A 26,945-nucleotide genomic window follows, 5' to 3' on the forward strand; every position below is an offset into this window, starting at 1 on the left:
CCCTACGCCTCCTGCGCCCCGCCTCCTGCGCCCCGCCTCCTGCGCCCCGCCTCCTGCGCCCCCTACGCCTCGCTCGCCAGCTCGGCTCGCAGGGCCATGGGGGTGGTGACGGGCATCTGGCAGGTGAAGCCGCGGCACACGTAGGCCGCGGGCCCGCCCCCCACCAGGCCCCGGCCGGCCAGGAGCGGAACCTCGCCGGAATCGGGCTCTCCGAGCGCCAGGACCAGGCCGGGCAGGGGCGACATCAGAGCAGCCCTGTGCAGGGCCGCCGTCGCCGGATCGCCGGCCGGCCCCACGACCGCGACCTCGATCGGGCCGGCCACCGCGGCCTGTGCCACCGCCAGGCCCCACCCGGCGAACCGGGCGTGCTTGTCGGCCAGGACGGTGACCGTGCCCAGGGCCGCCTCGGCCGCGACCCTGTGCCGGGACGAGCCGGTCAGCGCCGCGTACGACAGCAGTGCCCCCGCAGCGGCGAACTGGCCGGAGGGAGTGGCGTTGTCCGTCGGGTCCTGCGGGCGCTGGAAGAGCCGCTCGGCGTCGTCGGCGGTGTCGTAGAACCCGCCGGAGCCGTCGGGGAAGCGCTCCAGGACGGCCTCCAGCAGCGACTCGGCCCGCCGGAACCAGCGGACCTCCCCGGTCACCCCGAAAAGGGTCAGCAGGCCCTCCGCGAGGTCGGCGTAGTCCTCCAGGACCCCCGCGTTGGTGCCCGCGCGGCCGTCCCTGGACGTGCGCAGCAGCCGGTCGCCGTCAAGATGGAGTCCGTCGATCAGCGAGGCCGCCTCGCGTGCCGCCTCGACGAGATCCGGCCTGTCGAACAGGGCGCCGGTCTCGGCGAGGGCGGCGATGGCCAGGCCGTTCCAGGCGGCCACCACCTTGTCGTCGCGCCCGGGCCGTACCCGGCGGGCCCGCGCGGCCAGCAGCGCGGAGCGCACCCGGGCGAACCGCTCGGGATCGTCAGGGTCGGCGAGGAGCTGGAGCACCGAGGCGCCGTGCTCGAACGTCCCCGTCACCTCGAACAGGTCGATCGCCCAGGCGCCGTCCTCCTCGCCGAGGACCTCGCGGAGCTCTTCGGGGGTCCAGACGTAGAACTTGCCCTCCACACCCTCGCTGTCGGCGTCCAGGGCGGAGGCGAAGCCCCCCTCGGGGGTGCGCATCTCGGCCAGCAGCCAGTCGGCGGTCTCCAGTGCCACCCTCCTGCCTAGGACGGAGCCGCTTGAGCGCCACCAGTGCGTGTAGATCCGCAGGAGCAGGGCGTTGTCGTAGAGCATCTTCTCGAAGTGCGGCACCACCCAGTCGGCGTCCACGCTGTAGCGGGCGAAGCCGCCGCCGAGCCGGTCGTAGATGCCGCCCCGGGCCATGGCCTCCAGCGTCCGGTCGGCCATGGACATCGCCGCGTTCGCGGTCGTCCGCGCATCCTCCCCGCCCGCGGCCGCGCCGTACCTCAGCAGGAACTCCAGGACCATCGACGGTGGGAACTTGGGCGCTCCGCCGAAGCCGCCGCGGGCCGAATCGAAGGATTCGGCCAGGCTCTGCACGGCCCGCGTGAGCGTGCTCGGCGTGGGCAGTGGCCCGGCCGGCATCGCCGACCGCTCGTTCAGCGCCTCCACGATCTTCGAGCTCTGCTCCAGCACCGCCTCCCGGTCGCCGGTCCAGGCGTTCGACACACCGGCCAGCAGCCGCTGGAACTGCTGCCTGGGGAAGTAGGTGCCGGTGTAGAAGGGGTGGCCCTGCGGGGTGGCGAAGACGGTCATCGGCCACCCGCCCTGGCCTGTCATGGCCTGGGTGGCCGTCATGTAGACCGCGTCGACATCCGGGCGCTCCTCGCGGTCGACCTTCACGTTGACGAAGCGCTCGTTCATCAGCGCGGCCGTGCCGGGGTCCTCGAACGACTCGTGGGCCATCACGTGGCACCAGTGGCACGCCGAGTAGCCGATGCTGATCAGCAGCGGCACGTCCCGCCGCTCCGCCTCGGCAAAGGCCTCGTCCCCCCAGGCGAACCAGTCGACGGGGTTGTCCGCGTGCTGCAACAGATAGGGGCTCGTCGCGTCCTTCAAGCGGTTCATAAAGACCCTTTCTGCGTATGTGGTGCGTACGTTCTCCTCGCGAGGTGCGCGGAACCCGGTGCGTACGTTCTCCTCGCGAGGTGCGCGGAACCCGGTGCGTACGTTCTCCTCGCGAGGTGCGCGGAACTCGGCGCGTCACGGTTTTTCTCACACTAGGCCCTGTCCGGCGGATCTCGCCGTGGCGGGGAGAGATCTCGGGACAGGGCCACCCGCAAGGGAAGGTGTGTTCACCGTGTCTCGCCGGAAGGCCGACCGGCGGTGGTGAGAGACCTCGGGACAGGGCCACCCGCAGGGGAAGGTGTGTTCACCGCGCTTCGGGCGTAGGCTCACTGGGCGTGGATCTCGACTTCGTCTGTGTGCACGCCGGAAGGGCGGCTTCCGAGCTGACCCGGCGTGATGTTGCCCGTGCGCTGCTCGCCGTGCCGTCCGGGGTGGCTCTGGTGGCGCTGCCCGACCTGAGGCGGGCGCTGCTGGCGGCGGGCAACCCGCTGTCGGTGCCCTTCTGGGACTCCGCGAAGGCGACCCTCAGCGCGATCGAGTCCGGCGGCGCGACCGTGGGGGACGTGCAGCGCTGGATGGAGTCCACGGGCACCGAGCCGCTCCTGCTCACCCGCAGTTTCTTCGTCTGGCCTGAGGAGGACGAGCGGGGACCGGTCGGCGAGGAGATGTTCGACAGGCTGGTCGCCTACCTGGAGGAGCGGGTCGCCGCGGGGGAGATCGACCCGGACGCGCTCGCGCGGGGCGACGAGCAGGCCAGGGAGGTCTACGCGGACTTCCAGGAGCGCTGGCTCACCGGTCCGCTGCCCGACGGGCGAGTCCCGGGAACCGCGGTCTCCGACGAGCAGGACGAGGAGATGTTCGCCGCCTGGGACGAGGAGGAGGCGTTCGCCCTGGGCGAGCTGCGCCGCATCCTGGCCGAGCTGCCCGCCCCCGAGCGGCCTGTCAAGGAGCTGCGGGCCGCGGCCGCTCGGCTGCGCGAGGTGCTTGGCCGGCCCGGCTATCCGGGAAACGTGCTTCGGGCCTGCGCCGGGTACGAGGGGGGGCCGCTGCCGGCCGACGACGAGGAACTCTGGCTGACCGTCACGGCGGGTATCGCGGGGCCGATCTCCGACCTGCCGGAGGAGGAGGACCGGCTGGAGGTCTTCTCCGACCTGGACGGGGAGCTCAGCCACGAGGACTCGGTGCTGGCCGCCCTGTGCGCGATCCACCACGCCGACTGGCTGGCCGTGGTCGCGGCCCTGGCCAGGCGCGGCCCCGGGGTGCTCGCCTCGCCCGAGCGGATCGCCCGGCTCATCGCGGAGTCGGAGGACATCGACGTCGACATGGACGAGCCGGAGGACCTGGAAGCGGCCGAGACGCTCTTCAGCTCGGTCACCCCGCTCTGGGCGTGTCTCGGGATCGTCGACAGGACCGAGGTGCTCACTCCGCTGGGCCGATGGGGCCTGCCCAAGGCGCTGGAGCGAGCCTGGTCCTCGACGGACGCCCTGGGAGACTGAGGGCGGCGTGGCCGGGTCATCGGCGGGCGCCCTCGGCGGCTGACGGCAGGGGCGCGCGGAGGGGTCACGGGGACGGTTGTCGGCCAGGTCCGGGGAACCGGATGTTCGCCGTGCGGTCCCCGAGGTCAGGCGTCCTCGTCGATGTCGTCGGCCATGATCGTCCTCGGAGTGTCGGCCCTGCCGGGCGGGTTTTCGCGCGCGTCATACCCTCGCCGGTCGGGGTCACGGATCCGGCGATGCGGGTTGTCGCCCCCGCTCGCTCCCTGATCGCCCCCGGCGGCCGGGGACGTGCGCGGAGTCGGGCTAGGGGACGGTCGGTGTCGTGGTGGTCTCCTGCTTCCTCTGCTTCCTCAGCTCGGCCTCGGAGGGGACCTCGATCCGGGAGATCTGCTTCCTCATCGACTTGACGAGCATGTAGAGGGCGAACCCCATCGCCGCCACGACGAGGAAGCCCACGAGGCCAGGATTGACGACGGACTCATCGAGGACGTTAGGTGTAATCACACGTCAAGTCTGCCACCGCCACCCCATGGTCGCGTCAGTGGCAGGCGTGCGAGACCGCGTCCGCGTGGATGCCCGTGAACAGGTCGTTCTCGGGAAGCTCGACGTCCACGAGCGCGCGGGCCAGGTGGTAGTCCTCGGTAGGCCAGATCTCACACTGCAGGTCGCGCGGGCAGACGAACCAGAAGCCGTCCGGGTCTACCTGCGTGGCGTGCGCGAGCAGCGCCTCGTCGCGGATCTCGAAGTAGTCGCCACAGGGGACACGGGTGGTCACCGGCCACTTCTGCGGGCGGTCCTCCCAGCGGGAGATCCAGTCGGCGTAGGGGGAGCCCATGCCGCGGGAGTTCATCGCCTCGTGCAGCGCCTCGAACCGGTCCTTGGTGAAACCCATGTGGTAGTAGAGCTTCAGGGGCTGCCAGGGCTCGCCGGTGCCGGGGTAGCGGTCGGGGTCGCCCGCCGCATCGAACGCCTCCACCGAGACCCGGTTGGTCATGATGTGGTCGGGGTGCGGATAGCCGCCGTCGTCGTCGTAGGTGAGGATGACATGCGGCCTGAACTCGCGGACGGCCGCCACCAGTGCGGCCGAGGCGATTTCCAGGGGCTGCAGGGCGAAGCAGCCCTCGGGCAGCGGCTCGCTCTCGTCATCGGGCAGGCCGGAGTCGATGAACCCCATGAAGCGCTGCCGCACGCCGAGGATCTCGCGGGCGCGCTCCATCTCCAGGCGCCGCACCTCGCCGATGTTCTCCAGGATCTCCGGACGCTCCATCTTGGGGTTCAGGATCGACCCGCGCTCGCCCCCGGTGAGCGTACAGACCAGCACGTCCACGCCCTCGGCCACGTAGCGCGCCATGGTGGCGGCGCCTTTGCTCGACTCGTCGTCGGGATGCGCGTGGACGGCCATCAGCCTGAGTGGTGCACTCACGGGCTCGGTGTCTCCTCTGTGTCGGTCACGCTTCGGATCGTCGTCGGTTGCCTCACGGAGGGCCTAACCTGGCCGTATACCCCGCTCCGCTCGACGCGGTGCCCCGCGCGCCCTCGGCTTACGTCACTCTGTAAAGAGGTTAGTTTCTCTTGGGCGGTCGCGAGGGCGAGGCCCCCGCAGGGGACAATTGTCTCGGATAACACCGAGGTAGTGCAGGGAGATTCCGTCATGGCCACCAGCGAGGCCGAGAAGGGCCGTCAGAACGGTCCGGTCCTCGGCACCCCGGACGACTTTCCCGACCGTCCGGAGCGCAGGGGGCGCTTCGTCGTGCACGTCGTGATCGCGATCCTCTGCGCCGTGTGCGCGGGGGGTTGGGGCTATGTGATGTGGGCGTCCAAGGGCAACACGGAAGTCATCGACCAGGTCATCGCGTTCGATGCCGGCCGCGGCGATTCTGCGCAGATCGTGTTCGAGGTCGTCAAACCTTCCGATCGCGCGGCGCTCTGCCGCCTGCGGGCCACCGATGTCGGCCACGTCGAGGTCGGCAGCAAGGAGGTCAATGTCCCGGCTGGTGAGGGGTATGTTCGGCTTACCGAACGGCTAGAGACCAGTGCTCAGGCCACTTCCGTTCATGTCCAGTACTGCTATCTCGTATAGTGAGACATTTGAGGAGGCAGACGTAGGCTTAACTTGTTAGCCTGTCGAGATTCGACCGTCCGCAATCCCCAAGCACGAAGCCCCCTAGAGGAAGCAAGGAGAACCCGTGGCCGACTCCCACAACGAGAGCGTCACCTGGCTCACTCAGGAGGCGTACGACCGCCTGAAGGCTGAGTTCGAGCATCTCTCGGGGCCCGGGCGCGTCGACATCGCCAAGAAGATCGAGGCGGCCCGCGAAGAGGGCGACCTGAAGGAGAACGGCGGCTACCACGCCGCCAAGGACGAGCAGGGCAAGATGGAGGCCCGCATCTTCCACCTCCGTCAGATCCTGGACAGCGCCAGGGTCGGTGAGGCGCCCCGCACCGAAGGCGTGGTCGGTCCAGGCATGACGGTCACCGTCCGCTTCGAGGGGGACGACGAGGAGGTCGCCTTCCTGCTGGCCTCCCGCGAGGAGAGCGGCGCCCCGATCGACGTCTACTCGCCCAGGTCGCCGCTCGGCTCGGCGATCAACGGCAAGAAGATCGGTGAGAGGGCGACCTACACGATGCCGAACGGCCGTTCCAACACCGTCGAGATCCTTGAGGCCGTGCCGTACATCGGCAACTGACCTTCCCATACTCCGTTTGATGTGCTGATCCGCCGGGACGGGTGTCCCGGCGGATTGCCATGTCTTGGAGGATTTGGCAGGGTTTCATCAATCTTGCGGCCGCATTGCAGATAAGACGCTTTTCGATGAGTTCGCGGGCATCACTGGGCGGTGTACGGCACCCTCGTAGGATCGGCCCGGCGGGGAGGGGGGGATATGTCGTGTTCGATCGACGGCCACGCGTCTCCGACCTGATCCGGGAAGCCCGCAAGGATCTCGCCTACCGCCCCCGTCTCCGCCACAGCCGTCGCACCGCCCGCCTGATGAGGCAGGCGGTCCCGATCCTCGCCGTGCTGCTCGTCGGCGTGCTGGCCACCGGTCTGATGATCGTCACGCAGCTGCCGGAGGCCGATCCGGAGAGGGTCACCATGCGCAGGTCCGTCGCCACCGTGCCGACCCAGATGGCGAAGCCCACCCAGATGGCGCAGGCGCCCGCTCCGGTGGCGCCGCTCACCTCGATGCGGAAGCCGAATCTGTTCGTCGTCGCGCCCAGGCCGCTCAGTTCGGCGGTGGTGGCCAAGATCGCCCAGCTTTCCGGGGTGCGGGCGGTGGAGCGCGCCGACGCCGCGGAGGTGACCCTGGACGGTAAGCGGGTTCAGACGCTCGGGGTGAACCCCTCGACGTTCCGCGCCTACACTCCCAAGCCGACAGCGCGCTCCGACCGGCTCTGGCGGAACGTCTCGGCGGGGGAGGTCGCCGTCTCCTTCGTCCTGGGCAACGACGGGGGCATGCCGCTGGGCAAGACGTTCACCACCGCCGGGCGGAATCTGCGAGTCGGCGCCTACGCCACGATGGGCATGGGTGCCATCGACGCGGTGGTCTCCCGGCCGACCGCCCGCGCACTGGGCATCCCGGAGAACAACGCGCTCGTGGTGAGCGCCCCGAAGGCCGACTCCGCGAAGCTGCGCCGCACACTCCTGGGCGTACTGCCCAAGGGGGGGCAGGTCGCTGTGATCAACCCGGTGCTGACGGTCCCCCGGAGCACGAACTGGCCGGACGCCTCCTTCATGACCACTCCCCAGGTCAGGACCGCGCTCACCGCCGCGATCGGCAAGCTCGGCCGCCCGTACGTGTGGGGCGCGGAAGGGCCGGACAGCTTCGACTGCTCGGGCCTGGTCCAGTGGGCGTACGCCCAGGCGGGGATCAAGGTGCCCCGGGTGACGCACCAGCAGTTCGTCTCGGGCCCGCAGATCCCGCTCGCCCAGGCCCAGCCGGGCGACCTGCTGTTCTGGCGGCACGACCCCACCAACCCCGGCTACGTCTCACACGTGGCGATCTACTGGGGTGACGGCAAGATGCTGCACGCACCCAGGACCGGCGACGTGGTCAAGCTCGTCCCCGTCACCACCCGCAACTTCGCCGGGGCCGTGCGCATCAGCCCGGGGGTCGCCGCCCGCGTCCGTTAATGGCGCTACGGCGTGCCGGTGAGCGGAAGGCCGGCGGCGAGCCGGACGAGGGCGGTGTCGAGGAGGTCGGGCAGGTTCTCCGAGGGGTTCGCGGCCCATCCGCCGATTCTCGCGTCTGTGTGAACCTCCGTCCCCCCGTGGACAGCCACTGAAAACGTTGTAATCTAAATTACATGGAAAAAGATGAAGTGATGGAGAAGCTGCACGGCTGGTTCTCCGGAAGGCTGCCTCAGGAATGGTTCGAAGGCGAGCCTGAGATCGTGCTGGACCGTGAGGAGATCTCGGTGGTCGGCAGGCTCAGGCCTGCTGCGCTCGGTGACGACGTCTCGGAGGTGGAACGTTCCGCCGCGCTGGAGGGCGGCATCCTGCGCTTCCGCGAGGAGACCAGGGAGCGGCGGGTGGAGATCGCACTGGAGGCCGAGCACCGATTCCGCAGGAAGGTCTCCTGGGGGGTCGCCGTCGGCGACGAGACGGTGATGTTCACCACACTGTCGGTGCCCGTCATGACCAGGCTCAGGCAGTCGGAACGCCAGGTGCTCGACACCCTCGTGGCCGCGGGGGTGGCCCGCAGTCGCAGTGACGCGCTCGCCTGGTGCGTACGTCTGGTGGGCGACCACACCGACACCTGGCTGGCGGATTTGCGGGACGCGCTGCGGCACGTCGACCGTGTCCGGGCCACGGGCCCCGACGTGAATTCCTGAGGCTGGGCAGCGGAAATGACCGATAAATTGGTCTGAACCTGTGGCCCGATTGGTTTAGACCTGTCTCATTGGCCTATACCACTGCCGGAAAGGCTTTTTTTAGGATCGCTTCTTCTGGGTATGGGCTTCAGAGCCCTGCGGCTCCTGCCAGGCCATATGCCATCGGAGGCGTCGGGCCGGAAGTGCCTTGACATCTGATCGCGCGAATTCACTGGTCTATGCCAATTGGATTAAGTGCGCTTCTTTCCTCAATGATGTTTTGGCCCCGTGAAGCGTAAAGGAGCCCGACTAGTGTCCGTTACCATAGACGTGAACACCGCCAATCCGACCAGCCACGCCGAGCTGGCCGAATGGGTCAGGGAGATCGCCGAGCTGACCCGGCCGGACCGGATCGAATGGTGCGACGGCTCCGATGCCGAATGGACGCGCCTGACGAACCTGCTGGTCAAGCAGGGCACCTTCACCCGCCTGGCCAAGCGGCAGAACAGCTTCCACGCCACCTCCGACCCCAGCGACGTCGCCCGGGTCGAGGACCGGACCTACATCTGCTCGGAGCGCGAGGAGGACGCCGGGCCGACCAACAACTGGGTCGCCCCCGCCGAGATGCGCCGCACCTTTGGCGAGATCTTCAAGGGCAGCATGCGCGGCCGGACGATGTACGTCGTGCCGTTCTGCATGGGGCCGCTGGGCGGTGAGATCTCCCAGCTAGGCGTGGAGATCACCGACTCGCCGTACGTGGTGGTGTCGATGCGCGTCATGACCCGGATGGGCGCGGACGCGCTGCGGCTCATCGAGAAGCGCGGCGGCTACGTCAAGGCGGTCCACTCGGTCGGCGCCCCGCTCGAACCCGGTCAGGCCGACGTGCCGTGGCCGTGTAACTCCACCAAGTACATCAGCCACTTCCCCGAGACCCGCGAGATCTGGTCCTACGGCTCGGGGTACGGCGGCAACGCCCTGCTCGGCAAGAAGTGCTACGCGCTGCGCATCGCCAGCACGATGGCCCGAGACGAGGGCTGGCTGGCCGAGCACATGCTCATCCTCAAGCTCACCCCGCCTTCCGGGGAGACGCGCTACGTCGCGGCGGCCTTCCCGAGCGCGTGCGGCAAGACGAACCTCGCCATGCTCCAGCCGACCATCCCGGGCTGGAAGGTCGAGACGATCGGCGACGACATCGCCTGGATGCGCTTCGGCGACGACGGAAAGCTGCGGGCCATCAACCCCGAGGCGGGCTTCTTCGGCGTCGCTCCCGGCACCGGCGAGTCCACCAACGCCAACGCGATCAAGACGCTCTGGGGCAACAGCATCTTCACGAACGTCGCCCTCACCGACGACGGCGACGTCTGGTGGGAGGGACTCACCGACCAGCCCCCGGCACACCTGACCGACTGGAAGGGCCGCGACTGGACGCCGGAGTCCGGCGAGCCGGCCGCGCACCCCAACGCCCGCTTCACGGTCCCGGCCGAGCAGTGCCCGACGATCGCCCGTGAGTGGCAGGATCCCGCGGGCGTGCCGATCTCCGCGATCCTGTTCGGCGGGCGCCGCGCCAGCGCGGTCCCGCTGGTGACGGAGGCACTGAGCTGGCAGCACGGCGTCTTCATCGGGGCCAACATCGCCTCGGAGAAGACCGCCGCCGCCGAGGGCAAGGTCGGCGAGCTGCGCCGCGACCCGTTCGCGATGCTGCCCTTCTGCGGCTACAACATGGGCGACTACTTCGCCCACTGGCTCAAGATCGGCCAGCGGGAGAACGCCGAGCTGCCGCGCGTCTACTACGTGAACTGGTTCCGCAAGAACGACGAGGGCACGTTCATCTGGCCCGGTTTCGGGGAGAACTCCCGCGTGCTCAAGTGGATCGTCGACCGCCTCAACGGCCAGGCGGAGGCGGTGCGCACCCCCATCGGCATGCTCCCGGCCAAGCTCGACACCGAAGGCCTCGCGGTCTCCGACGAGGACATGCGGACGCTGCTCAGCGTCGATGAGGAGATCTGGAGGCAGGAGGCGTCGCTCATGCCCGCCTTCTTCCAGACCTTCGGCGATCACCTGCCCGCCGAGCTCTGGGAGGAGTACGAGGCACTCGTCGCCCGCCTGGGCTGACGGCGGCGAGAAGTCGAAGACGGGGGAGACTTCTGACAGGCTGTGCGCGTCAATCTGGATAACACGGGACGTCACGCCTGCGCCCCCTTTCCCCCGAGGAGGCGGACATGGGGTCTCCACTGTTCGTCATCGTCCTGGTCACCGGCCTGGTCATCGCCTTCACGGCCATCACGCTCAGCCGTGAGCACCGACGTGTCCGCTCGGCGGTGGCCCGCTACCATGGCGGGCCACCGACCCCGTACGAGCTCGCCTATCTCGCCGGAGGCCAGCGCCGTGTGATCAACACCGCGCTCGGCATGCTGACCAGGGCCGGGGCGATCCGGGTCTCGCGGGGCGGCCAGGTCAGCCTGGTCGCCGGGGCCGTGCCCTCTTCACACCCGATCGAGCACAGCGTCACGGAGGCGCTCGCCCGGCGCGGCGGCTCCGCCCCGGTGGGCGAGCTCCGCCACGCGGTGGCGGGGGGACAGGCCGTCGACGGCCTGCGCTACCGGCTGCTGGGGCTGGGCCTCCTCGTGCCCGAGAGCGTGCTCGACTACGCGGAGGGGCTGCTGAACAGGCTTCTGGTCGCCTCGGTCGTCGAGACGGTCGTCGTGGGGGTGACCCTGGCCACGGGGGCCGCCGCGGGAGCCGGCGTTCTGGCGTTGCTGGTGGGCCTGCTCTCGGCGTTCGCCGGTTTCACCGTCCACTTGCGGCAGAAGCGGGCACTGCGCGACGTCCTGAGCCACGCGGGCCGCGACGTGCTCGCCTCCGCCCGCAGGACCTACGTTCGGGGCGCCCGCCCCGTCGCGCCCGACCTGGCCCTCGCCGTCGGCATTCCCGTCGCCCTGTACGGGCTGGGGGAGCTCAACGAGCCGGGACTGGAGGAGGAGATCCAGAGCCAGAGTCAGAGCGTGAGCGGCTCGGGGAGCGGGTAGGCGGTCGGTCAGGTTGAGCCGGTACATGATCGGGCGCCTGTGTCGGGAGTGACCGTGGGGAAGTTCGTCGATCACGCGGCCCGCTCGTCTTCGCCCCGGTCGCCATGACCTCGCCGGACGGGGAGATCGCCCACTTCCCGCGTGCCCTGTGCCGGTTCGAGGCCGAGGACGGGCGTCTGGGGGGATGGAGCGAATGGCACCAGCCGCCCGGCTGGAGGGGACATGGATGGCGTTGATCATGTTTTGATGGTCTGAGCCGGGGATACCCTCTCTGAGGTGGGGGGACTGCGTTGTCTTGATGGTTCTTATCTGACCGTTACGCCGGTGGCGTGCCGGGACAGCGTCGGCACGCCGTACGAGATAACGCTTGAACTCCATCGCGACGGCGCGCTGTACGGGACGGTGGGCGAGCGATGCGGCTGGATTCTCACCCGCCTGGCGCGGGAGGTCGCCGAGGCCCGTGTCGGCCACGAGACGCGGTGGCCCGATCCCGACGACCGCTTTCCCGGCGACGCGGAACTGTTCGCCTTTCGTTACCGGGCCAGGAACGGTGTCGTCGGCGGGGGCGAACTCCGCTGCCAACTGCGCACCATCCCGATCTGGGTGCCCGGGGGGCGAGGGCCGGCCGGGGCGTGGCGGCTCACCAGGAGGGCGTTCCTGGAGGCGTGGGGTGGCGGCGGGGTGGGCATGCGCGCCGTGCTCACCTCGGCTGAGCTGGGGGTTTTCGTGGAAGAAATCATCGCGGAGGCCGAAGAGTGCCTAGGGCCATATAAGTCTGGCAAGTCGGTCAGATCCCTGTAGAGGGGGCGGAGGGGTCCGCGGGACAGCGATAATTGCCTGTCAGCGCCCATTCATGGCGGGTGCTGAGGGAGGGGCTCCAATGGGCGTGCGCGATCTCGTCTATCGACTGTACGAGCGCCGGCTCGAAGCGAAACTGTCCCGTCAGCGGGAGATGGCTCCCCGGCATGTCGGCGTGATCGTCGACGGCAACCGGCGATGGGCGCGCTCGATGGGCATCGACGACGTGAGCCGCGGGCATCGCAAGGGCGCGGACAAGATCTCGGAGCTGCTCGGCTGGTGCCGCGAGGCCGGTGTCGAGGTCGTCACCGTGTGGCTGCTCTCCAGTGAGAACATCAACCGCTCCAAGGACGAACTGGATCTTCTGGTGAAGATCATCGAGGACGTGGTCCAGGAACTCGTGGCCGACGGCTGGCACGTCAAGCCCATGGGTGCGCTAGATCTTTTGCCGGATCACACGGCTCGTGTGCTTAAAGATGCAAAAGAAGCGACATCACATCGTCCCGGGTTGATTGTGAACGTTGCCGTTGGGTATGGAGGAAGGCGTGAGATCGCTGATGCGGTGCGCTCCCTTCTTCAGGAGCACGCGAGCAAGGGCGCGAGCATCGAGGACCTTGTCGAGGTCCTCGATGTGGAGCACATCGCGGAGCATCTCTACACGCGCGGTCAGCCCGACCCGGATCTGGTCATCCGGACATCGGGAGAGCAGCGGCTCTCCGGCTTCCTGCTCTGGCAGAGCGCCCACTCCGAGTTCTACTTCTGCGAGGCCTACTGGCCTGACTTCCGCAGGGTCGACTTCTTGCGGGCCCTCCGCTCCTACGCCGCGCGGCACCGTAGGTACGGTTCCTGAAACACCATATGAACAGCCCCTTTCGGTCAGTCTTAAGCAGTTGGAAGTAGGGCATTCAGGACGTACCTTAAGAAGTAGGAGAGTGCAGCTCACCTACGCCGGAGAGGGCCCGCCTTTGCGTCACGAGTCGCTGAGGAGGGCCGGTCACCGGTCCCTGCTCGGTGTTCTCGTGAGCGGGTCCGAGGCCGGTCCGCATCCCAGCTCATGGCAGGGCGCCGTCCTTGGCGCCCGGGGGAGAACGCGTGGCAAACCCTTCGTCCTCACCCACGTCGCCGGCAGTCAAGCGGCGCACGTACGTCCTGGACACCTCGGTGCTCCTGGCGGATCCAACGGCGATGAGCCGTTTCGCCGAGCATGAGGTGGTCATCCCGATCGTCGTCATCACCGAGTTGGAGGGCAAACGCCATCATCCAGAGCTCGGATACTTCGCGCGCAAGGCGCTGAGGTACCTCGACGACCTGAGGGTGACGCACGGACGGCTGGACGAGCCCATGCCGATCGGCGAGGGCACCATCCGGGTCGAGCTGAATCACAGTGACCCGTCCATCCTGCCCGTCGGGTTCCGGCTCGGCGACAACGACACCCGCATCCTGACCGTGGCCCGCACCCTCGCCGCCGAGGGGAACGACGTGGTGCTGGTCTCCAAGGACCTGCCGATGCGGGTGAAGGCCGCCTCCATCGGGCTCGCGGCGGACGAGTACCGCGCCGAACTCGTGGTCGAGTCCGGCTGGACGGGCATGGCCGAGCTCCAGGTGACCTCCGAGGACGTCGAGGCGCTCTTCGAGCACGGCAGCACAGACCTGGAGGACGCCCGAGACCTGCCCACCCACACGGGTCTGCGGCTGCTGTCGAGCAGGGGGTCGGCGCTGGGCAGGGTGCTGCCCGACAAGTCGGTGCGGCTGGTGCGCGGCGACCGCGAGGTGTTCGGCCTGCACGGCCGTTCCGCCGAGCAGCGGATCGCGCTCGACCTGCTGATGGACCCCGAGGTCGGCATCGTCTCGATGGGCGGCCGGGCGGGCACCGGCAAGTCCGCGCTCGCCCTCTGCGCGGGCCTGGAGGCGGTGCTGGAGCGCCGTCAGCACCGCAAGGTCATCGTCTTCCGCCCGCTGTACGCCGTGGGCGGCCAGGAGCTGGGCTACCTGCCGGGTTCCGAGAACGAGAAGATGGGCCCGTGGGGGCAGGCCGTCTACGACACCCTGAGCGCGGTCACCACACCCGAGGTGATCGAGGAGGTGATGGACCGGGGCATGCTGGAGGTGCTCCCGCTCACCCACATCCGCGGCCGTTCCCTCCACGACGCCTTCGTCATCGTGGACGAGGCGCAGTCGCTTGAGCGCGGGGTGCTGCTCACCGTGCTGAGCCGGATCGGCGCCAACTCCCGGGTCGTCCTCACCCATGACATCGCCCAGCGCGACAACCTGCGGGTGGGCCGGCACGACGGCGTCGTGGCGGTGGTGGAGAAGCTCAAGGGGCATCCGCTGTTCGCGCACGTCACGCTGACCCGCTCGGAGCGTTCGCCGATCGCGGCGCTGGTCACCGAGATGCTGGAGGACATCACGATGTGACGGGCGTCCAGGACCGATCGCGGAGCGCGGCCGCGGATGTCGTACGACATCCGCGGCCGCGCTCCGCGCGTCAAGGGGTGCTCACGGCGGCAGTCGCACGCCGGGGGCCGCGAGCTTGCGGTACTCGAAGCAGGTGTGCTCGCCCATCGACTCCGGGACCCCGGGGAAGAGCCGGGTGATCTCGACGCTCCAGATGCTCTCCTGCTTGTTCTGCCGGATGGTGCAGGTGATCTGGGCGAGGCCCTCCTTGGAGATCTTGCCCTCGCCCGTGATGATCACATTCAGCCGGTAGCCCAGGCTGTCGTCCGGCTCGCTGCGCTGGTCGGTGCTGTCGGAGTATCGGGTGGTTTTGGTGTCGTAGTGGCTGAAGCTGTTGAGCGCGCTGGTCAGCCCCGGTTTCGGCGGCTGCTTGCCCGCCCGGAAGAGGGTGTCGATGATGTTCTTGGCCGAGTCGGAGACCACCGGGATCCTGGCCGGTTCCAGCCGTCCGTCACGGAGCAGGTAGACGGTCACCCAGGTCGGGCTGTAGCTGATCACCGGCGGGCGGCCGTAGTCCTGGACCTCGGTGGGAGAGATACCGCAGCCGCACAGCACCGCGAGGGCGGCGAGCAGGCAGGTGAGCCGCCTCATACCGGGGGGAGCCAGACCGTGAAGAGGGTTCCCGGCCGCTGCACGCGGACCGAGATCGTGCCGCCGTGCAACTGGGCGTTGGCCCGCGCGATGGACAGACCGAGCCCGCTGCCGTCGCCCCGGGCGCCCGCCTTGTAGAAGCGGTTGAACACGAACGGCAGATCCTTCGCGGGGATGCCCTTGCCGTGGTCGCGCACCTTCACCTCCAGACCGTTCGGGGTACTGCGGGCGGTCACCAGTACGGGGGGCTCCCCATGGCGCAGGGCGTTGCCCACCAGATTGGCCACGATGACGTCGAAGCGCCTGGGGTCGACGGAGAAGACCAGTCCCTGGGGCACGTTCACCCGTACCTGGTCCGACCAGCCTCGCATCTCCAGGCAGTCCCAGATCACGTCGATGATGTTCACCGTGTCCACGTTCAGTGTGGCGGTACCCGAGTCGAACCGGCTCGCCTCGATGAGCTGCTCCACCAGGGTCCGCAGCCGCGCGATCTCCCGCAGCACCAGCCGCACGGCGGCCGCGGGTTCGGGCGGCAGCCGCTCGGCCTCCTCGGAGAGCATGTCGGTGACCGCGGTCATCGCGGTCAGCGGGGTCCTGAGCTCGTGGGAGACGTCGGCGACGAAGCGGCGGGACATCGCCTCCAGCGAGCGGAGCTCGGAGACGCTCCGCTCCAGGGCGGCGGCGGTGTCGTTGAACGTGGCGGTGAGTTCGGCGAGCTCGTCCTGGCCGCGCACGGGCAGGCGGGTGTCCAGGTGACCGGCGCCGAGCGCGCGGGCCGCGGAGCCGAGCCGTCTGACCGGCAGCAGGACTCGCCGGGCCGACACCAGCCCCAGGGCCAGCGCGATGATTAGCATGGCGACGCTCGCGACGGCCAGCGGCTGCCGCAGGCCGCTGAGAAGGCGCTCCTCCTCGACGAGAGGGGCGAACACGAAGACGGTCATCCCGGTGGGCTGGGCGGTGTGGATGGGCTCGATCCGCCAGACGGGTGTGCCGATGAGCAGCCACATGTCACCGTCGATGGTCTGCCGCTTGGCGACCATCCGCTGGGTGGCCCTGGCGGAGAGGTCGCCGGGGACGTTCCTGATGCCGAATTCGCCGTCGGGGTAGAAGAAGTCCTCGTAGCGGACCACCACCCTGCCGCCCTGCGGGCGCAGGCTCTTCTGTAGCGCGCTGATCTCGTCGTCGGTCGGCGGGCTGTCTCCGGGCCAGAGCGCGCCGATGGGCACCCTGATGCCCTCCAGGACGTCGCGTACGCCGTTCACGGCCACCTGCTCGGCGCGCCCGATCATGCGGCTCTTGACGAGCTCGTAGCCGATCCCCGCGACCAACGAGGAGGCGGCGACGGCGATCAGAGTGAAGGTGATCACCAGACGGCCGCGCAGACCGCTGTAGGCCCGCTTCACGGTGGGCTGAACCGGTAGCCGAATCCCCGTACCGTGTGGATGAACTCGGGCTCGGCGGGAACCACCTCGATCTTGGCGCGGACCCGCTGCACGCAGGCGTCGACCAGCCGGGAGTCCGCGACGTGTGTGTGGTCCCAGACGGCCCGCAGCAGGTACCTGCGGTTGAGCACCTGGCCGGGATGGCGGACGAGTTCGAGCAGGAGCCGTAGTTCGGTGGGGGTGAGGTGGACCTCACGACCGCCCAGCGACACCTTGAGCGCACCCCTGTCGATGACCAGGTCGCCGAAGGTGATGCGGTCGGAGGCGACCGACTCCATCCGGCGCAGGACGGCGCGGATGCGGGCGTCCAGCACGCGGGGCTCGACCGGCTTGACCACGTAGTCGTCGGCCCCGGCCTCCAGCCCCACGACCACGTCGAGGTCGTCGCCCCTGGCGGTGAGCAGGATCACCGGCAGTTGGTCCAGCCTGCGGATGCGGCGGCACACCTCGACGCCGTCGATGCCGGGCAGCATGACGTCCAGGATGGCGATCTCGGGGCGGCGGGACTTGATGTGCTCAAGCGCCTCCTCACCGCTGGCGTATGCGGTGACGGAGTGGCCCTGCCGGGTGAGCGCGAGCTCCAGCCCGGTCCTGACCGAGGGGTCGTCTTCGACGAGGAGGATGCCTGCCACCGGGTAATCATTCTCCCAAGGCTTGGATGGATCTGCCAGGTCACGAACCTGACATAAGGCAAACAGTACCTGAATAAGGTGGTCAAGCCACGATTCAGGCACTTCCGTGATCACATAGAGTGGCTAAGTGGTGTCGCCGGGTAAAATGTGAGCAAAGTCACTCCCATCTTCTCCTTGCCGGGAAAGCGGCTGTGGCCTGGCGGTTAGCTTAGGAGAAGCTCGGCGGATCTCGTGGGGCGCAGGCCAACTCTCCCGTTCCGGTTGCGGACCACCCCCCTCCGCACGGCAAGCTCATAGGTCGTGAGTCCAGGATCACAGCAACTGAAGGACCGCTCGGCGCCCCGCGCTCGCCGTGCGAACCGCAGAACGGCCCGGACGAAGGGGCCAGGCCGGTTGACTCCCAAGCGTGTCCTGATCCTGGGCACCGTGCTCGTGGTCGTGGTGGGTGGTGGAGCCTTCACCGCCTACACCGCGATCCAGAACGCCTCGGCGCCACCGGCGCAGCCGCTCAGCCTGGACGAGATGGCGCAGATGCTCGGCTCCGACCCGTTCGGCTCCGACCTGGAGTCCGACATGCTGAAGGCCCAGGCCGCCCAGGCGCTCAAGGCCCAAAAGATCGCCGCCGAGCGGGAGAACCGCAAGGTGCTCAACCCGGTCAAGATCGTTGACGAGGCGCCGGGCGGTGGCGGGTTCAACCCGCAGCGGCTTCCCCCCGGCACCGCCAACCCGACCGGCAACAGGGCACTGGGCAAGCAGATGCTGGAGTCCCGCGGCTGGGCCGACCAGTGGGGCTGCCTGGAGAAGCTCTGGATGAAGGAGAGCGGCTGGAACGAGCGCGCCATGAACACCTCCAGCGGCGCCTACGGCATCCCCCAGTCCCTCCCCGGCCACAAGATGGCCAGCTCGGGAAGCGACTGGCAGACCAACCCGGCCACCCAGATCGAGTGGGGGCTCACCTACATCAAGGGCCGCTACGGCACGCCCTGCGGGGCCTGGGCCCATTCCCAGGCCAAAGGCTGGTACTGAGAGACCAGAACTCGGCAAGTCTGACCGCCTCCCGGCCCTGGGCATCGCACCCTTGGCCGCATGGATGTGAAGGTCAGCGTGGTAGTGCCGGTGCACAACCCCGGTGATGGCGCCGACGCCTGTATCCGGTCGGTGCTGGAACAGTCGATGGCCTCCGAGGACTACGAGGTGATCTTCGCCGACGACGGCTCCGACGACGGGACCCGGCAGCGCCTCGACGCCGTGGCCACGGCGCGATCGAACGTCAAGGTGCTTCACCTGGAGCGGACCGGTTCGCCGATGCGCGGCCGCAACGTCGCCCTCATGGTGGCCAGGGGCGACTACATCTACATGCTCGGCCAGACCGACCGTCTGGAACGGATGGCGCTGGAACTGATGTACCGGCGTGCCGTGGAGACCGAGGCCGACATCCTCGTCGGGCGGCTGGTCGACGACCAGAAGCCGCCCTCCCCGGTCTTCGACGCCAACCGTGAGCGTGCCGACGTCGTCAAGGACCGGTTGCTCACCCTGCTCACCCCGCACAAACTCTTCCGCCGGGCCTTTCTCGACGACGAGGCGCTGAACTTCTCCGACCCCGGCGGGCGCCTGGCCGAGCAGGCCTTCGTCGTCCGCGCCTACCTGCGAGCCAAGATCATCGTGGTCATGGCCGACCAGATCTGCTGTCACGTCACCGAGCGGCCCGAGCCGGAGGAGGACCCGTACGTCTGGGCCGCCGAGCTGCGCGAGCTGCTCGACATCATCGACGACGAGGTCCCGGAGGGCCGCCGCCGCGACCGGATGTACGCCCAGTGGTTCCGCACCGCTGTGCTGCGACGGCTCGGCGGGGGCATGTTCGCCACCTCCTCTCTGGGCAGGGCGGCCACCTTCACGACCCTGCGCGAACTGGTGGTCCAGCGCTTCCCCCCGCGCCTTGACCCTCTGCTGCCGGTGCAGTTGCGGGCCCGTGCCGCGCTACTGCGGGCGGGAAGGCTCGACCAGCTCGTCATGCTGGCCGGAGCCTCCCGCGGTATCCACCTCCAGGCCGACCTGATGGACGTCGTCTGGGACGACGGCGTGTTCACCATGGGGCTGACCGTGGAGATCATGCAGGCGGACGGCACCCCGATGCGCTTCATTCCCTACGGAGAGGACGGCCTGCTCTGGGAGCCTCCGGTCCCCCTCGACGGGCTCCGCCTCCCACCCGAGATGGCCGATGTCAGCCAGGCGGCGGCCAGGGCGCGGTTCGAGGTCTACATCAGGCACGAGGAAACCGGGGGCGTCTACTTCCTGCCCGTGGAGTGCTCGATGATCCGCTGCCGTCACCGCAACGGGGTCAGGCTCCAGGTCACCGGCACGGCCCGGCTGGACGTCGACTCGGTGGCCGTGGACGGCCCGCTGCCGCCGGGACTCTGGGAGATCCACGTGCGCATGTACGGGGGGGCTCAGCAGGCCCGCACCCGGGTGACCGGGTCACCGCTGAACTGCACCGGGGTGGTCGCCGACTACTCCAAGCGGCTGGTCGTCCCCTGGTGGTCCGACAGGGGAGAGCTGGGGATCTGCGTGGAGCCCCGCTCGTTCTCCGAGTCGATAGTCCTGGTCTCGCCGGGTACGACGGTCATCAGGCAGCGCAAGCACGTCTTCGTGGTCGTGCCCGTGCCGTACGTGCCACCGAGCGGGGGGCCGCCCGTGGAGCTGGTGCTTCGCCAGACCATGGGCAGGAAACGCGAGGTCACCGCGCCCGCCCTGGTCGAGCCGGGCGTCCCCGGGCAGCTCGCCGGGCGGCTGATCGCCAAGATCCCGACCCGGCTGGCGTACCGGGAGGGGTTCCTCGCGCCGGGCGTCTGGGCGCCCTTCCTGCGGGTGGACGGCAAGGAGACCGGGCTCCGCTTCAAGATGGAGATGAACCGCGGCGGGCGAGTGGAGATCCTCAAATCCGCCGCGGTCCGGCCTCCCGAGCCCTGGTACCCGCTGCTGAAACGCCTCGCACTGCGGATACCGTGGGTCAGGAACGCGGTCCGGGTCACCAGGACCGTGCAGCGGCGCTACATGCTCAACTGAGGCCGGTCATCCGTACCGCGACAGCCGCCTCAGGCACCCGGCCGGCACTCGTTGGGCAGGTCGTCGCCCGAAGGCCTCGGCAGGGTCGCGCCCGGCGGCGGGCTCTGCCCGCGCTCCCCCCGGCTCTCATGTTCGGCGAGAGGACTGCCGGGTTCACCCGGCAGGTTTACGGTTCCGGTTCACCCGGCAGGTTTACGGTTCCGGTTTACGGTTCCGGTGTTTGAAACGGTGTCAGCCGCTGAGGCGGTGCAGGCGGAGGGCGAGTTGGATCTCCAGGGCACGGTCGGGGGCCTGCCAGTCGTCGCCGAGGAGTCGGCTGATCCGATCCAGGCGCTGGGTGACCGTGTTGACATGGATGTGCAGGGCCTCGCTCGTACGCGACAGTGAGCCGCCCCCGCCGAAGTACGCGGTGAGCGTCCGCACCAGCGTGGTGCCCTTGCGGGCGTCATAGTCGATCACCGGGCCGAGCGTCGAGGTGACGAACGCCCCGATGTCGCGTCCCTCACCGACCAGCAGTCCGACGAAGCCGAGCTCCCTGGCGTCGGCACCGTCTCCGGCCCGCCCCAGGGCCACCAGGGCGTCGGCGCAGCGCTGCGCCTCCCGGTGCCCCGCGGCCACCGCCGCGGCGCCGCGTACGGGCCCTCCGGCGCCCGCCGTGGCCGGCTGGCCCAGCGAGGCGCTCAGTTCGGTCGCCACCCGCTTCGCCAGAGGGCCGGGCCGGTCCCCCGGCAGCAGCAGGACCACCTCGTCGCCACGCTGGGCGGCGAGGCCGTGGTGCAGGGCCGCCTGGGAGGACGCCCAGAACGCGGCCCGCTCCCGCCCGCCGCCGTGGCGGACCACGACCACCACGTGGTCGGCGTCCAGGTTCACGCCCACCCGCCGGGCACGGTCGGCCAGGCCGTCGAGGGCGGGCCGCGAGATCAGGTCGTCGAGCAGCTCACCCCTGACCCGGCCCTCCGCCTCGGCCACCGTACGCCGGAACAGCAGTAGCAACGCGGTGACCAGCGCGGCCCGTTCCAGGATGCGATGATCGGCGTCCGACGTCTGGCCGCCGTTGCGCAACACCAGCGTGCACAGCGGTTCCGCTCCCACATCCACCGAGGCGACCAGCAGGTTCCCCCGCCACACGGTGCGCCCGAGCGTCCTCGACGACCGCGCGGCGTCCGCGATCACGTCCGCCGCCTTCCGCGGCGACTGCCCGGCGCCCTCCTCCCGCCCGGCGCCGGCCCCCCGCGCCGGTTTCCGCGCCGACCGTCGTGCGGATCTCGGTGCGGATCTCTGCTCGGATTCCGTCTGGTCGAGCGTCTCCTCGTCCAGCGTGCCCTCCAGCACGCTCGCGTCCCCGGCGATCGGGCGCCCGGCGTCGTCGAGCACCGTCAGCGAACCGCCGAGCACCTCCGTCACCACCGCCGCCACGTCTTCGATCCCGCCGCCGCGCAGCACCAGACCGGTCATCCGGTCGTGCGCGAGAGCCGCGCGTTCCACGGCCTGGCTGTGCGCGTTCACCTGCCGGCTGGCCTCGCTGAGCTCCTCCAGCGCGTTCCTGGTCTCCTGCAGCAGCCGGGCGTTGTCGATCGCCACCGCCGCGTGCGCGGCCAGTGAACCCAGCAGCACGACCTCGTCCTGGGTGAAGGGCCGCACGCTCCGGTTGGCCGCGAACAACACCCCGATCACCCGGGTGCCCAGCTTGAGCGGTACGCCGAGGATGGCGACCAGCCCCTCCTCAAGCACCGCGTCGTCGATGTCGGTCTTGTGCCGGAAGCGCGCGTCGGCGAAGTAGTCGGCGGTCGAGTACGGGGTGGCGGTCTGGGCCACCAGCCCGCCGAGACCCGCGCCCATGGGCAGCCGTAGCGCCCGGAAATTCGCCGAGACCGAGCCGTCGGTCACCCGCATCCAGGTGTCGCCTCGCTCGGGGTCGTGCAGCGTCATGTAGGCGGCATCGGTCCCGAGCAACTGCCTGGCCCGGTGCACGATGGCCTCCAGGACGGCGTCCAGATCCCGCAGTCCCGCGAGGTCGCCCGCCGTGTCGAACAGCGCGGACAGCTCCGCCTCACGCTTCGCCCTGCGCCGCAGCAGCGCCCGTACCCTCAACGCGGTGAGCTTGGCCTCCTCCAGCTCGGCCAGCGCCTCCGCGCCGACCCCGCCGCTCCTCGCCGCGAGAACGGGGCCCTCGAACTCGACGGCGGACGCCTCCCTGGCCAGCAGCTCAAGAAAGACTGTGTTGTTGGCGACGCTGGCGCGTCGCGGTTCGGCCGCTGGGATCCGGCTCCTTCCCTCGTCGTTCATCCGCTTCGCTCTGTGTTGTTGGCGACGCTGGCGCGTCGCGGTTCGGCCGCTGGGATCCGGCTCCTTCCCTCGTCGTTCATCCGCTTCGCTCCTTCACTCCTCAGTCCAGTCACCGGCGCGGCCTCACGGGCACTCCTCAGTCCAGTCACCGGCGCGGCCTCACGGGCACTCCTCAGTCCAGTCACCGGCGCGGCCTCACGGGCACTCCTCAGTCCAGTCGGCGCGTCGCGGTTCAGAGGTTGGCACGGTCTCATGGGGATCAGCGGGCGGTCCAGCCGCCGTCGAGGGGGAGGGAGGTGCCGGTTATGGAGGAGGCGTGCGGGCCGCAGAGGTAGGCGACGAGTTCGGCTACCTCCGCGGGTTCGATGAGCCGTTTGATGGCGGCGGGGGCGAGCATGATCTGCTCGACCACCTCGTCCCTGCCGATGCCGTGGGTCCCGGCCTGGGCGCCGATCTGGTTCTCCACCAGGGGGGTGCGGACGTAGGCGGGGCTGACGCAGTTGGAGGTGACGCCGTGCGGGGCGCCCTCCAGGGCGATCACTTTGGACAGCCCTTCGAGGGCGTGCTTGGCGGTGACGTACGCGGACTTGTAGGGCGAGGCACGGAGCCCGTGGACCGAGGAGATGTTGACGATCCGGCCCCAGCCGCGCTCGTACATTCCCGGCAGCGTCTCCCTGACCAGTAGGAAGGGGGCCTCCACCATCACTTTGAGTATCTTGGAGAACACCTCGGGGGGGAACTCCTCGATCGGGGCGACGTGCTGGAATCCCGCGTTGTTCACCAGGATGTCCGTGCCGGGCGGGATCGCCCGGGTGAAGTCCGGTGCCGACAGGTCCGCGACGACGGGTGTCCCCGAGATCTCCGCGGCGACCTTGGCCGCGGCCTCGGCGTCGATGTCGACCACCAGCACGTGTGCTCCGGCCGCGGCCAGCCGGTGCGCGCAGGCGCGCCCGATCCCGCTGCCCGCCCCGGTCACCACGGCGCGCCGACCCGCTAGGTCCATCATGCTGCCGAATCTAGGCAATGACCTGAATCCCAGCCCATGTCGCCCACCCCCACACTCCATTCCCGGTATATGTGGCCTGACTCCGCCCTCCCGCCCGGTTCGGGGAGATGTCGATGCGTGCCGGAGTACGAGCCTCCCGGGCCGGCCACCGCCGAGGGAAGGGCGGTGTCTCAGACGGTGGCATGCGGAGGCTGGGACGGAGGCCGGGTCATGGAGAGCACGTCGAGCAGGTCGTCGAGCCGTTCCTCGGTGAGGGAGCCGTTGGTGACGTGGCCACGCTCGATGACGACCTCGCGGATGGTCTTGCGCTCGGCCAGGGCCTGCTTCGCTATCTTGGCGGCCTCCTCGTACCCGACGTAGGGGTTGAGCGGGGTGACGATCGACGGCGAGGACTCCGCGTACTCGCGCAGCCGGTCGGTGTTGGCGGTTATGCCGTGCACGCACCGGTCGGCCAGCAGCCGGGAGGCGTTGGCGAGCAGCCGGACGGACTCCAGGATGTTGCGCGCGATGACCGGGAGCATCACGTTGAGCTCGAACGTGCCCGAGGCGCCGGAGAAGGTGATGGCCGTGTCGTTCCCGATGACCTGGGCGGCGACCATGGTCACCGCCTCGGGGACGACCGGGTTGACCTTGCCCGGCATGATCGAGGAGCCGGGCTGGAGATCGGGCAGGTTGATCTCGCCCAGCCCCGCCCGGGGGCCGGACCCCATCCAGCGGAGATCGTTGGCGATCTTGTTGAGCGATACCGCGACCGTACGGAGCTGACCGGAGAGCTCCACGATGGCGTCCCGGGCACCTTGGGCCTCGAAGTGGTCGGGAGCCTCGGAGAACGGCAGCCCGGTGGCCTCGCGTAGCTTCTCGATGACCCTGGCCGCGAAGCCGGGAGGGGTGTTGACGCCGGTGCCGACCGCCGTACCGCCCAGGGGCAGCTGGGCGAGGTGCGGAAGCGCGCCGCGCACCCGCCCGACGGCATTGTCGATCTGCGTGGCGTACCCGCCGAACTCCTGCCCCAGCGTGACCGGGGTGGCGTCCATCAGGTGCGTACGTCCCGCCTTCACCACGCCGTCGAACTCCAGGGACTTGTCCCGCAGCGCGGTGGCCAGGTGCCGTAGCGAGGGGATCAGGTGGTACGACACCTCGGTCATGGCGGCGACGTGGATGGAGGTGGGGAACACGTCGTTGGACGACTGCGAGGCGTTCACGTGGTCGTTGGGGTGGACGGGGCGCCCCAGCCGCTCCTCGGCGAGGGTGGCGATCACCTCATTGGCGTTCATGTTGGAGGAGGTGCCGGAGCCGGTCTGGAAGACGTCGACGGGGAACTCGCCGTCCCACTCGTTCTCCGCGACGTCGGTGGCGGCCTCGGCGATCGCCTGTGCCGTCTCCTTGTCGAGCACCCCCAGTTCGGCGTTGACCTCGGCGGCGAGGGCCTTGATCAGGCCGAGCGCGGAGATGTGCGGGACCTCCAGCCCGCGCCCGGAGATGGGGAAGTTCTCCACCGCACGCTGGGTCTGCGCCCGCCACTTCGCGCCCGCAGGCACCCGCACCTCGCCCATCGAGTCATGCTCGATCCGATACTCGCTCATACGTCCAGTCTGCGTCCTCGGGAGGGAATCAAACCGGCGGGCACGGGTCCTTACCGGAGGGGGGTGTACTCAGGCGAAGGCGGCCACCACCAGGATCATGATCGTTACCAGTGCGATCGCCGCCACGCCCATGAGGACGAGGATGCCGATCGGAGGCTTCCGCGAGGGAGCCTTCCGCTCTCCCGGAGCGCCGGGGACGGGCTGGGCGTTCTGGCCCGCGATCGCGAACAGGTCGGTGCCCAGGCCGGAAGAGCGGCCGAAGGCGCCGTCGGACGCCTCGGGGCCCGGCGGGCGCCAGGGTTGCGGGGAGATCGGGGTTCCCGCGTCGGCGGGTCGGTCACCGGGGAGGAGGCTGTGCGGCGGGCGGCCGCCGAGGGCTCCCGGGTGTTCCGCGACGGGTGCCCCGAACTCCGGATCGACCGGGGGGAAGCCGTGTGGCGGGGTGGCGGAAAGATCAGGTTTTCCGCTGTCGGGGAATCCGCGCTCGTTTCCCTGCCGTCTGAAGACGCCCGGGCCGCGACCGGCGGCCACGGGGCCCCGCGCGACCGGGGTCCCGAGACCGGGAGGGCCCTGCCGTCCGGCGACCGGCCTGCCCGGCTCCGCGAGGGGCGGGCTGTCCGGGTAGGGCGAGGCCGTCTGGCGGCCGGGAGCCTCGGCAGGGGGAGGGGCGGCGGTGGGTTCCGCGACGGGCGTCGTTCCGCCGGGGATGCGCAGGCCGTCCCTGGGGCGGATGACCACCATGGTGCGGTCGGCATCAAAGTCGTCGCTGTCGTTCTCTGCCGCGTCCTGCCCGAAGGGTGTCTCCGAGGTGGGATGGGACGGTGCGAAGGGCGGCGCGGGGGTGGGGGGGATGGAGTCCGCGAGGTGCGAGGGGGTGTCCGCCACGGCCCGGAGCATCGCGCCCGCCTGGGAGGTCGTCAGCCGCGCCGTGTGGTCCTTCTCCAGCAGTTGTTCGAGCACCGGGCGCAGGGGTCCCGCCTGGGTCGGCGGGTCGACCTGCTCGCTCATCAGTGCGGCCAGGGTCTCCGCCACCGAGGCCCGTTCGTAGGCAGGGCGGCCCTCGACCGCGAAGTACAGCGTGGCGCCGAGGGACCACAGGTCCGACTCGGGTCCGTTGTGCTCGCCGCGGGCCCGCTCGGGCGCGGTGTAACCGGGAGAGCCGATCACCATGCCGGTCTTGGTGAGGTTCGTGTCGCCTTCGGCCTTGGCGATGCCGAAGTCGGTGAGCACCACCCGGCCGCTCTCGGTGATCAGTACGTTGCCGGGCTTGACGTCGCGGTGCAGCACTCCCTGGGCGTGGGCCGCGCGGAGCGCCCCCAGCAGGTCGGCCCCGATCTCGGCGACCAGGCGGGGCGGGAGCGGCCCCTCCTCCTCGATCACCTGTTCGAGGGAGCGTGCCTGTACGAGCTCCATGATGATCCAGGGGCTGCCGTCCTCGATGATGGCGTCGTGGACCGTGGCCACCGAGGGATGGCTGATGCGGGCGGCCGTACGACCCTCGCGGATCATCCGTTCCCGAAGTTCGGTGCGTTGCGCCTCGCTGAGGCCGGGCTCCTGACGGATCTCCTTGATCGCGACCTCACGGCCAAGGGAACGGTCATGGGCTTTCCAAACTGTGCCCATCGTGCCCCGGCCGAGCGGCGCGATCAGCTCGTAACGGTCCGCGAGCACGCGCATCTGCTGTTCCGGCATG

Annotated in this window: 23 protein-coding genes and 1 pseudogene; 13 read left to right on the plus strand and 11 right to left on the minus strand. The window is 69.6% G+C overall.

All coding sequences use genetic code 11. The features are described from left to right. Positions 1-62: 62 nt before the first annotated feature. Complete coding sequence (locus OIE13_RS35345) at positions 63-2,063, minus strand: thioredoxin domain-containing protein (protein WP_326644797.1); 2,001 nt, start codon at positions 2,061-2,063, stop codon at positions 63-65. A 335-nt stretch (positions 2,064-2,398) separates the two neighbouring features. Here OIE13_RS35345 and OIE13_RS35350 point away from each other — a divergent pair, with 335 nt between their 5' ends. After that, positions 2,399-3,559, plus strand: a complete 1,161-nt coding sequence (locus OIE13_RS35350; protein WP_326829328.1) for a hypothetical protein — start codon at positions 2,399-2,401, stop codon at positions 3,557-3,559. A gap of 303 nt (positions 3,560-3,862) precedes the next feature. On the opposite strand, the gene OIE13_RS35355 is transcribed toward OIE13_RS35350, so the two are convergent. Further along, positions 3,863-4,063 (minus strand): hypothetical protein, encoded by a 201-nt coding sequence (locus tag OIE13_RS35355; protein ID WP_326644794.1) that lies wholly within the window; start codon positions 4,061-4,063, stop codon positions 3,863-3,865. Positions 4,064-4,097: 34 nt separating this feature from the next. Beyond that, positions 4,098-4,982: a mycothiol conjugate amidase Mca gene (gene mca / locus OIE13_RS35360; RefSeq protein ID WP_326644792.1), complete on the minus strand. Its 885-nt coding sequence runs from the start codon at positions 4,980-4,982 to the stop codon at positions 4,098-4,100. A gap of 228 nt (positions 4,983-5,210) precedes the next feature. Between mca and OIE13_RS35365 the strand changes: the two genes are divergently transcribed. From OIE13_RS35365 to OIE13_RS35375, 3 genes are all read left to right on the plus strand, one after another. Next, positions 5,211-5,639, plus strand: coding sequence for a DUF4307 domain-containing protein (locus OIE13_RS35365; protein ID WP_326644790.1), 429 nt, complete (start codon positions 5,211-5,213; stop codon positions 5,637-5,639). A 106-nt stretch (positions 5,640-5,745) separates the two neighbouring features. Next, positions 5,746-6,246, plus strand: coding sequence for a transcription elongation factor GreA (gene greA / locus OIE13_RS35370; protein WP_326644787.1), 501 nt, complete (start codon positions 5,746-5,748; stop codon positions 6,244-6,246). Between the two features lie 200 nt (positions 6,247-6,446). Then, entirely contained in the window at positions 6,447-7,691 is a 1,245-nt protein-coding gene (locus OIE13_RS35375) for a C40 family peptidase (RefSeq protein WP_326829329.1), read from the plus strand. 5 nt (positions 7,692-7,696) lie between these two features. Here the strand turns inward: OIE13_RS35375 and OIE13_RS35380 are convergent, their stop codons facing one another. Then, the gene (locus OIE13_RS35380) at positions 7,697-7,840 is read right to left on the minus strand and encodes a hypothetical protein (RefSeq protein WP_326644784.1); all 144 of its coding nucleotides are present in this window, start codon (positions 7,838-7,840) and stop codon (positions 7,697-7,699) included. A gap of 24 nt (positions 7,841-7,864) precedes the next feature. On the opposite strand from OIE13_RS35380, the gene OIE13_RS35385 reads away from it, so the two are divergent. From OIE13_RS35385 to OIE13_RS35410, 7 genes and pseudogenes are all read left to right on the plus strand, one after another. Further along, on the plus strand, positions 7,865-8,392 hold the full coding sequence (locus OIE13_RS35385) for a hypothetical protein (protein WP_326644782.1): 528 nt from the start codon (positions 7,865-7,867) through the stop codon (positions 8,390-8,392). Positions 8,393-8,683: 291 nt separating this feature from the next. Continuing rightward, positions 8,684-10,483, plus strand: coding sequence for a phosphoenolpyruvate carboxykinase (GTP) (locus OIE13_RS35390; RefSeq protein ID WP_326644781.1), 1,800 nt, complete (start codon positions 8,684-8,686; stop codon positions 10,481-10,483). A gap of 107 nt (positions 10,484-10,590) precedes the next feature. After that, positions 10,591-11,397: a TIGR04222 domain-containing membrane protein gene (locus OIE13_RS35395; protein WP_326829330.1), complete on the plus strand. Its 807-nt coding sequence runs from the start codon at positions 10,591-10,593 to the stop codon at positions 11,395-11,397. An 89-nt stretch (positions 11,398-11,486) separates the two neighbouring features. Continuing rightward, a pseudogene (locus tag OIE13_RS36905) lies at positions 11,487-11,633 on the plus strand (DUF7064 domain-containing protein); the annotation flags it as partial. 88 nt (positions 11,634-11,721) lie between these two features. Continuing rightward, positions 11,722-12,198 carry a hypothetical protein gene (locus OIE13_RS35400; RefSeq protein ID WP_326829331.1) on the plus strand — a complete coding sequence of 159 codons (477 nt, stop codon included), beginning with the start codon at positions 11,722-11,724 and terminating at the stop codon, positions 12,196-12,198. 79 nt (positions 12,199-12,277) lie between these two features. Then, a complete protein-coding gene (locus tag OIE13_RS35405; RefSeq protein ID WP_326644776.1) occupies positions 12,278-13,045 on the plus strand; it encodes an isoprenyl transferase in 768 nt (255 codons plus the stop codon). A 242-nt stretch (positions 13,046-13,287) separates the two neighbouring features. Further along, positions 13,288-14,610, plus strand: coding sequence for a PhoH family protein (locus tag OIE13_RS35410; protein WP_326644775.1), 1,323 nt, complete (start codon positions 13,288-13,290; stop codon positions 14,608-14,610). Positions 14,611-14,691: 81 nt separating this feature from the next. On the opposite strand, the gene OIE13_RS35415 is transcribed toward OIE13_RS35410, so the two are convergent. The 3 genes from OIE13_RS35415 to OIE13_RS35425 are packed head-to-tail and all read right to left on the minus strand — an operon-like array spanning position 14,692 to position 17,314. Further along, the gene (locus OIE13_RS35415; protein ID WP_326644773.1) at positions 14,692-15,240 is read right to left on the minus strand and encodes a hypothetical protein; all 549 of its coding nucleotides are present in this window, start codon (positions 15,238-15,240) and stop codon (positions 14,692-14,694) included. Beyond that, on the minus strand, positions 15,237-16,643 hold the full coding sequence (locus tag OIE13_RS35420) for a HAMP domain-containing sensor histidine kinase (protein WP_326644771.1): 1,407 nt from the start codon (positions 16,641-16,643) through the stop codon (positions 15,237-15,239). The genes OIE13_RS35415 and OIE13_RS35420 overlap by 4 nt, the downstream gene beginning before the upstream one ends. After that, positions 16,640-17,314, minus strand: coding sequence for a response regulator transcription factor (locus OIE13_RS35425; protein WP_326644769.1), 675 nt, complete (start codon positions 17,312-17,314; stop codon positions 16,640-16,642). The genes OIE13_RS35420 and OIE13_RS35425 overlap by 4 nt, the downstream gene beginning before the upstream one ends. Before the next feature lie 393 nt (positions 17,315-17,707). Here OIE13_RS35425 and OIE13_RS35430 point away from each other — a divergent pair, with 393 nt between their 5' ends. Both OIE13_RS35430 and OIE13_RS35435 read left to right on the plus strand, forming a co-directional pair. Next, positions 17,708-18,340 carry a transglycosylase SLT domain-containing protein gene (locus OIE13_RS35430; RefSeq protein WP_326644767.1) on the plus strand — a complete coding sequence of 211 codons (633 nt, stop codon included), beginning with the start codon at positions 17,708-17,710 and terminating at the stop codon, positions 18,338-18,340. Positions 18,341-18,400: 60 nt separating this feature from the next. Continuing rightward, positions 18,401-20,377 (plus strand): glycosyltransferase family 2 protein, encoded by a 1,977-nt coding sequence (locus tag OIE13_RS35435; RefSeq protein ID WP_326644765.1) that lies wholly within the window; start codon positions 18,401-18,403, stop codon positions 20,375-20,377. A gap of 231 nt (positions 20,378-20,608) precedes the next feature. On the opposite strand, the gene OIE13_RS35440 is transcribed toward OIE13_RS35435, so the two are convergent. From OIE13_RS35440 to OIE13_RS35455, 4 genes are all read right to left on the minus strand, one after another. Next, positions 20,609-22,663, minus strand: coding sequence for a helix-turn-helix domain-containing protein (locus OIE13_RS35440; RefSeq protein WP_326829332.1), 2,055 nt, complete (start codon positions 22,661-22,663; stop codon positions 20,609-20,611). Between the two features lie 259 nt (positions 22,664-22,922). Next, the gene (locus OIE13_RS35445) at positions 22,923-23,666 is read right to left on the minus strand and encodes a 3-hydroxybutyrate dehydrogenase (RefSeq protein WP_326646902.1); all 744 of its coding nucleotides are present in this window, start codon (positions 23,664-23,666) and stop codon (positions 22,923-22,925) included. A gap of 173 nt (positions 23,667-23,839) precedes the next feature. Beyond that, the gene (locus OIE13_RS35450) at positions 23,840-25,252 is read right to left on the minus strand and encodes a class II fumarate hydratase (protein WP_326644760.1); all 1,413 of its coding nucleotides are present in this window, start codon (positions 25,250-25,252) and stop codon (positions 23,840-23,842) included. A 69-nt stretch (positions 25,253-25,321) separates the two neighbouring features. Then, positions 25,322-26,944 (minus strand): protein kinase domain-containing protein, encoded by a 1,623-nt coding sequence (locus tag OIE13_RS35455; protein WP_326644758.1) that lies wholly within the window; start codon positions 26,942-26,944, stop codon positions 25,322-25,324. Between the last annotated feature and the right edge of the window lies 1 nt (position 26,945).

The organism is Streptosporangium sp. NBC_01810 (genome assembly GCF_035917355.1).
Taxonomy (GTDB): Bacteria; Actinomycetota; Actinomycetes; order Streptosporangiales; family Streptosporangiaceae; genus Streptosporangium.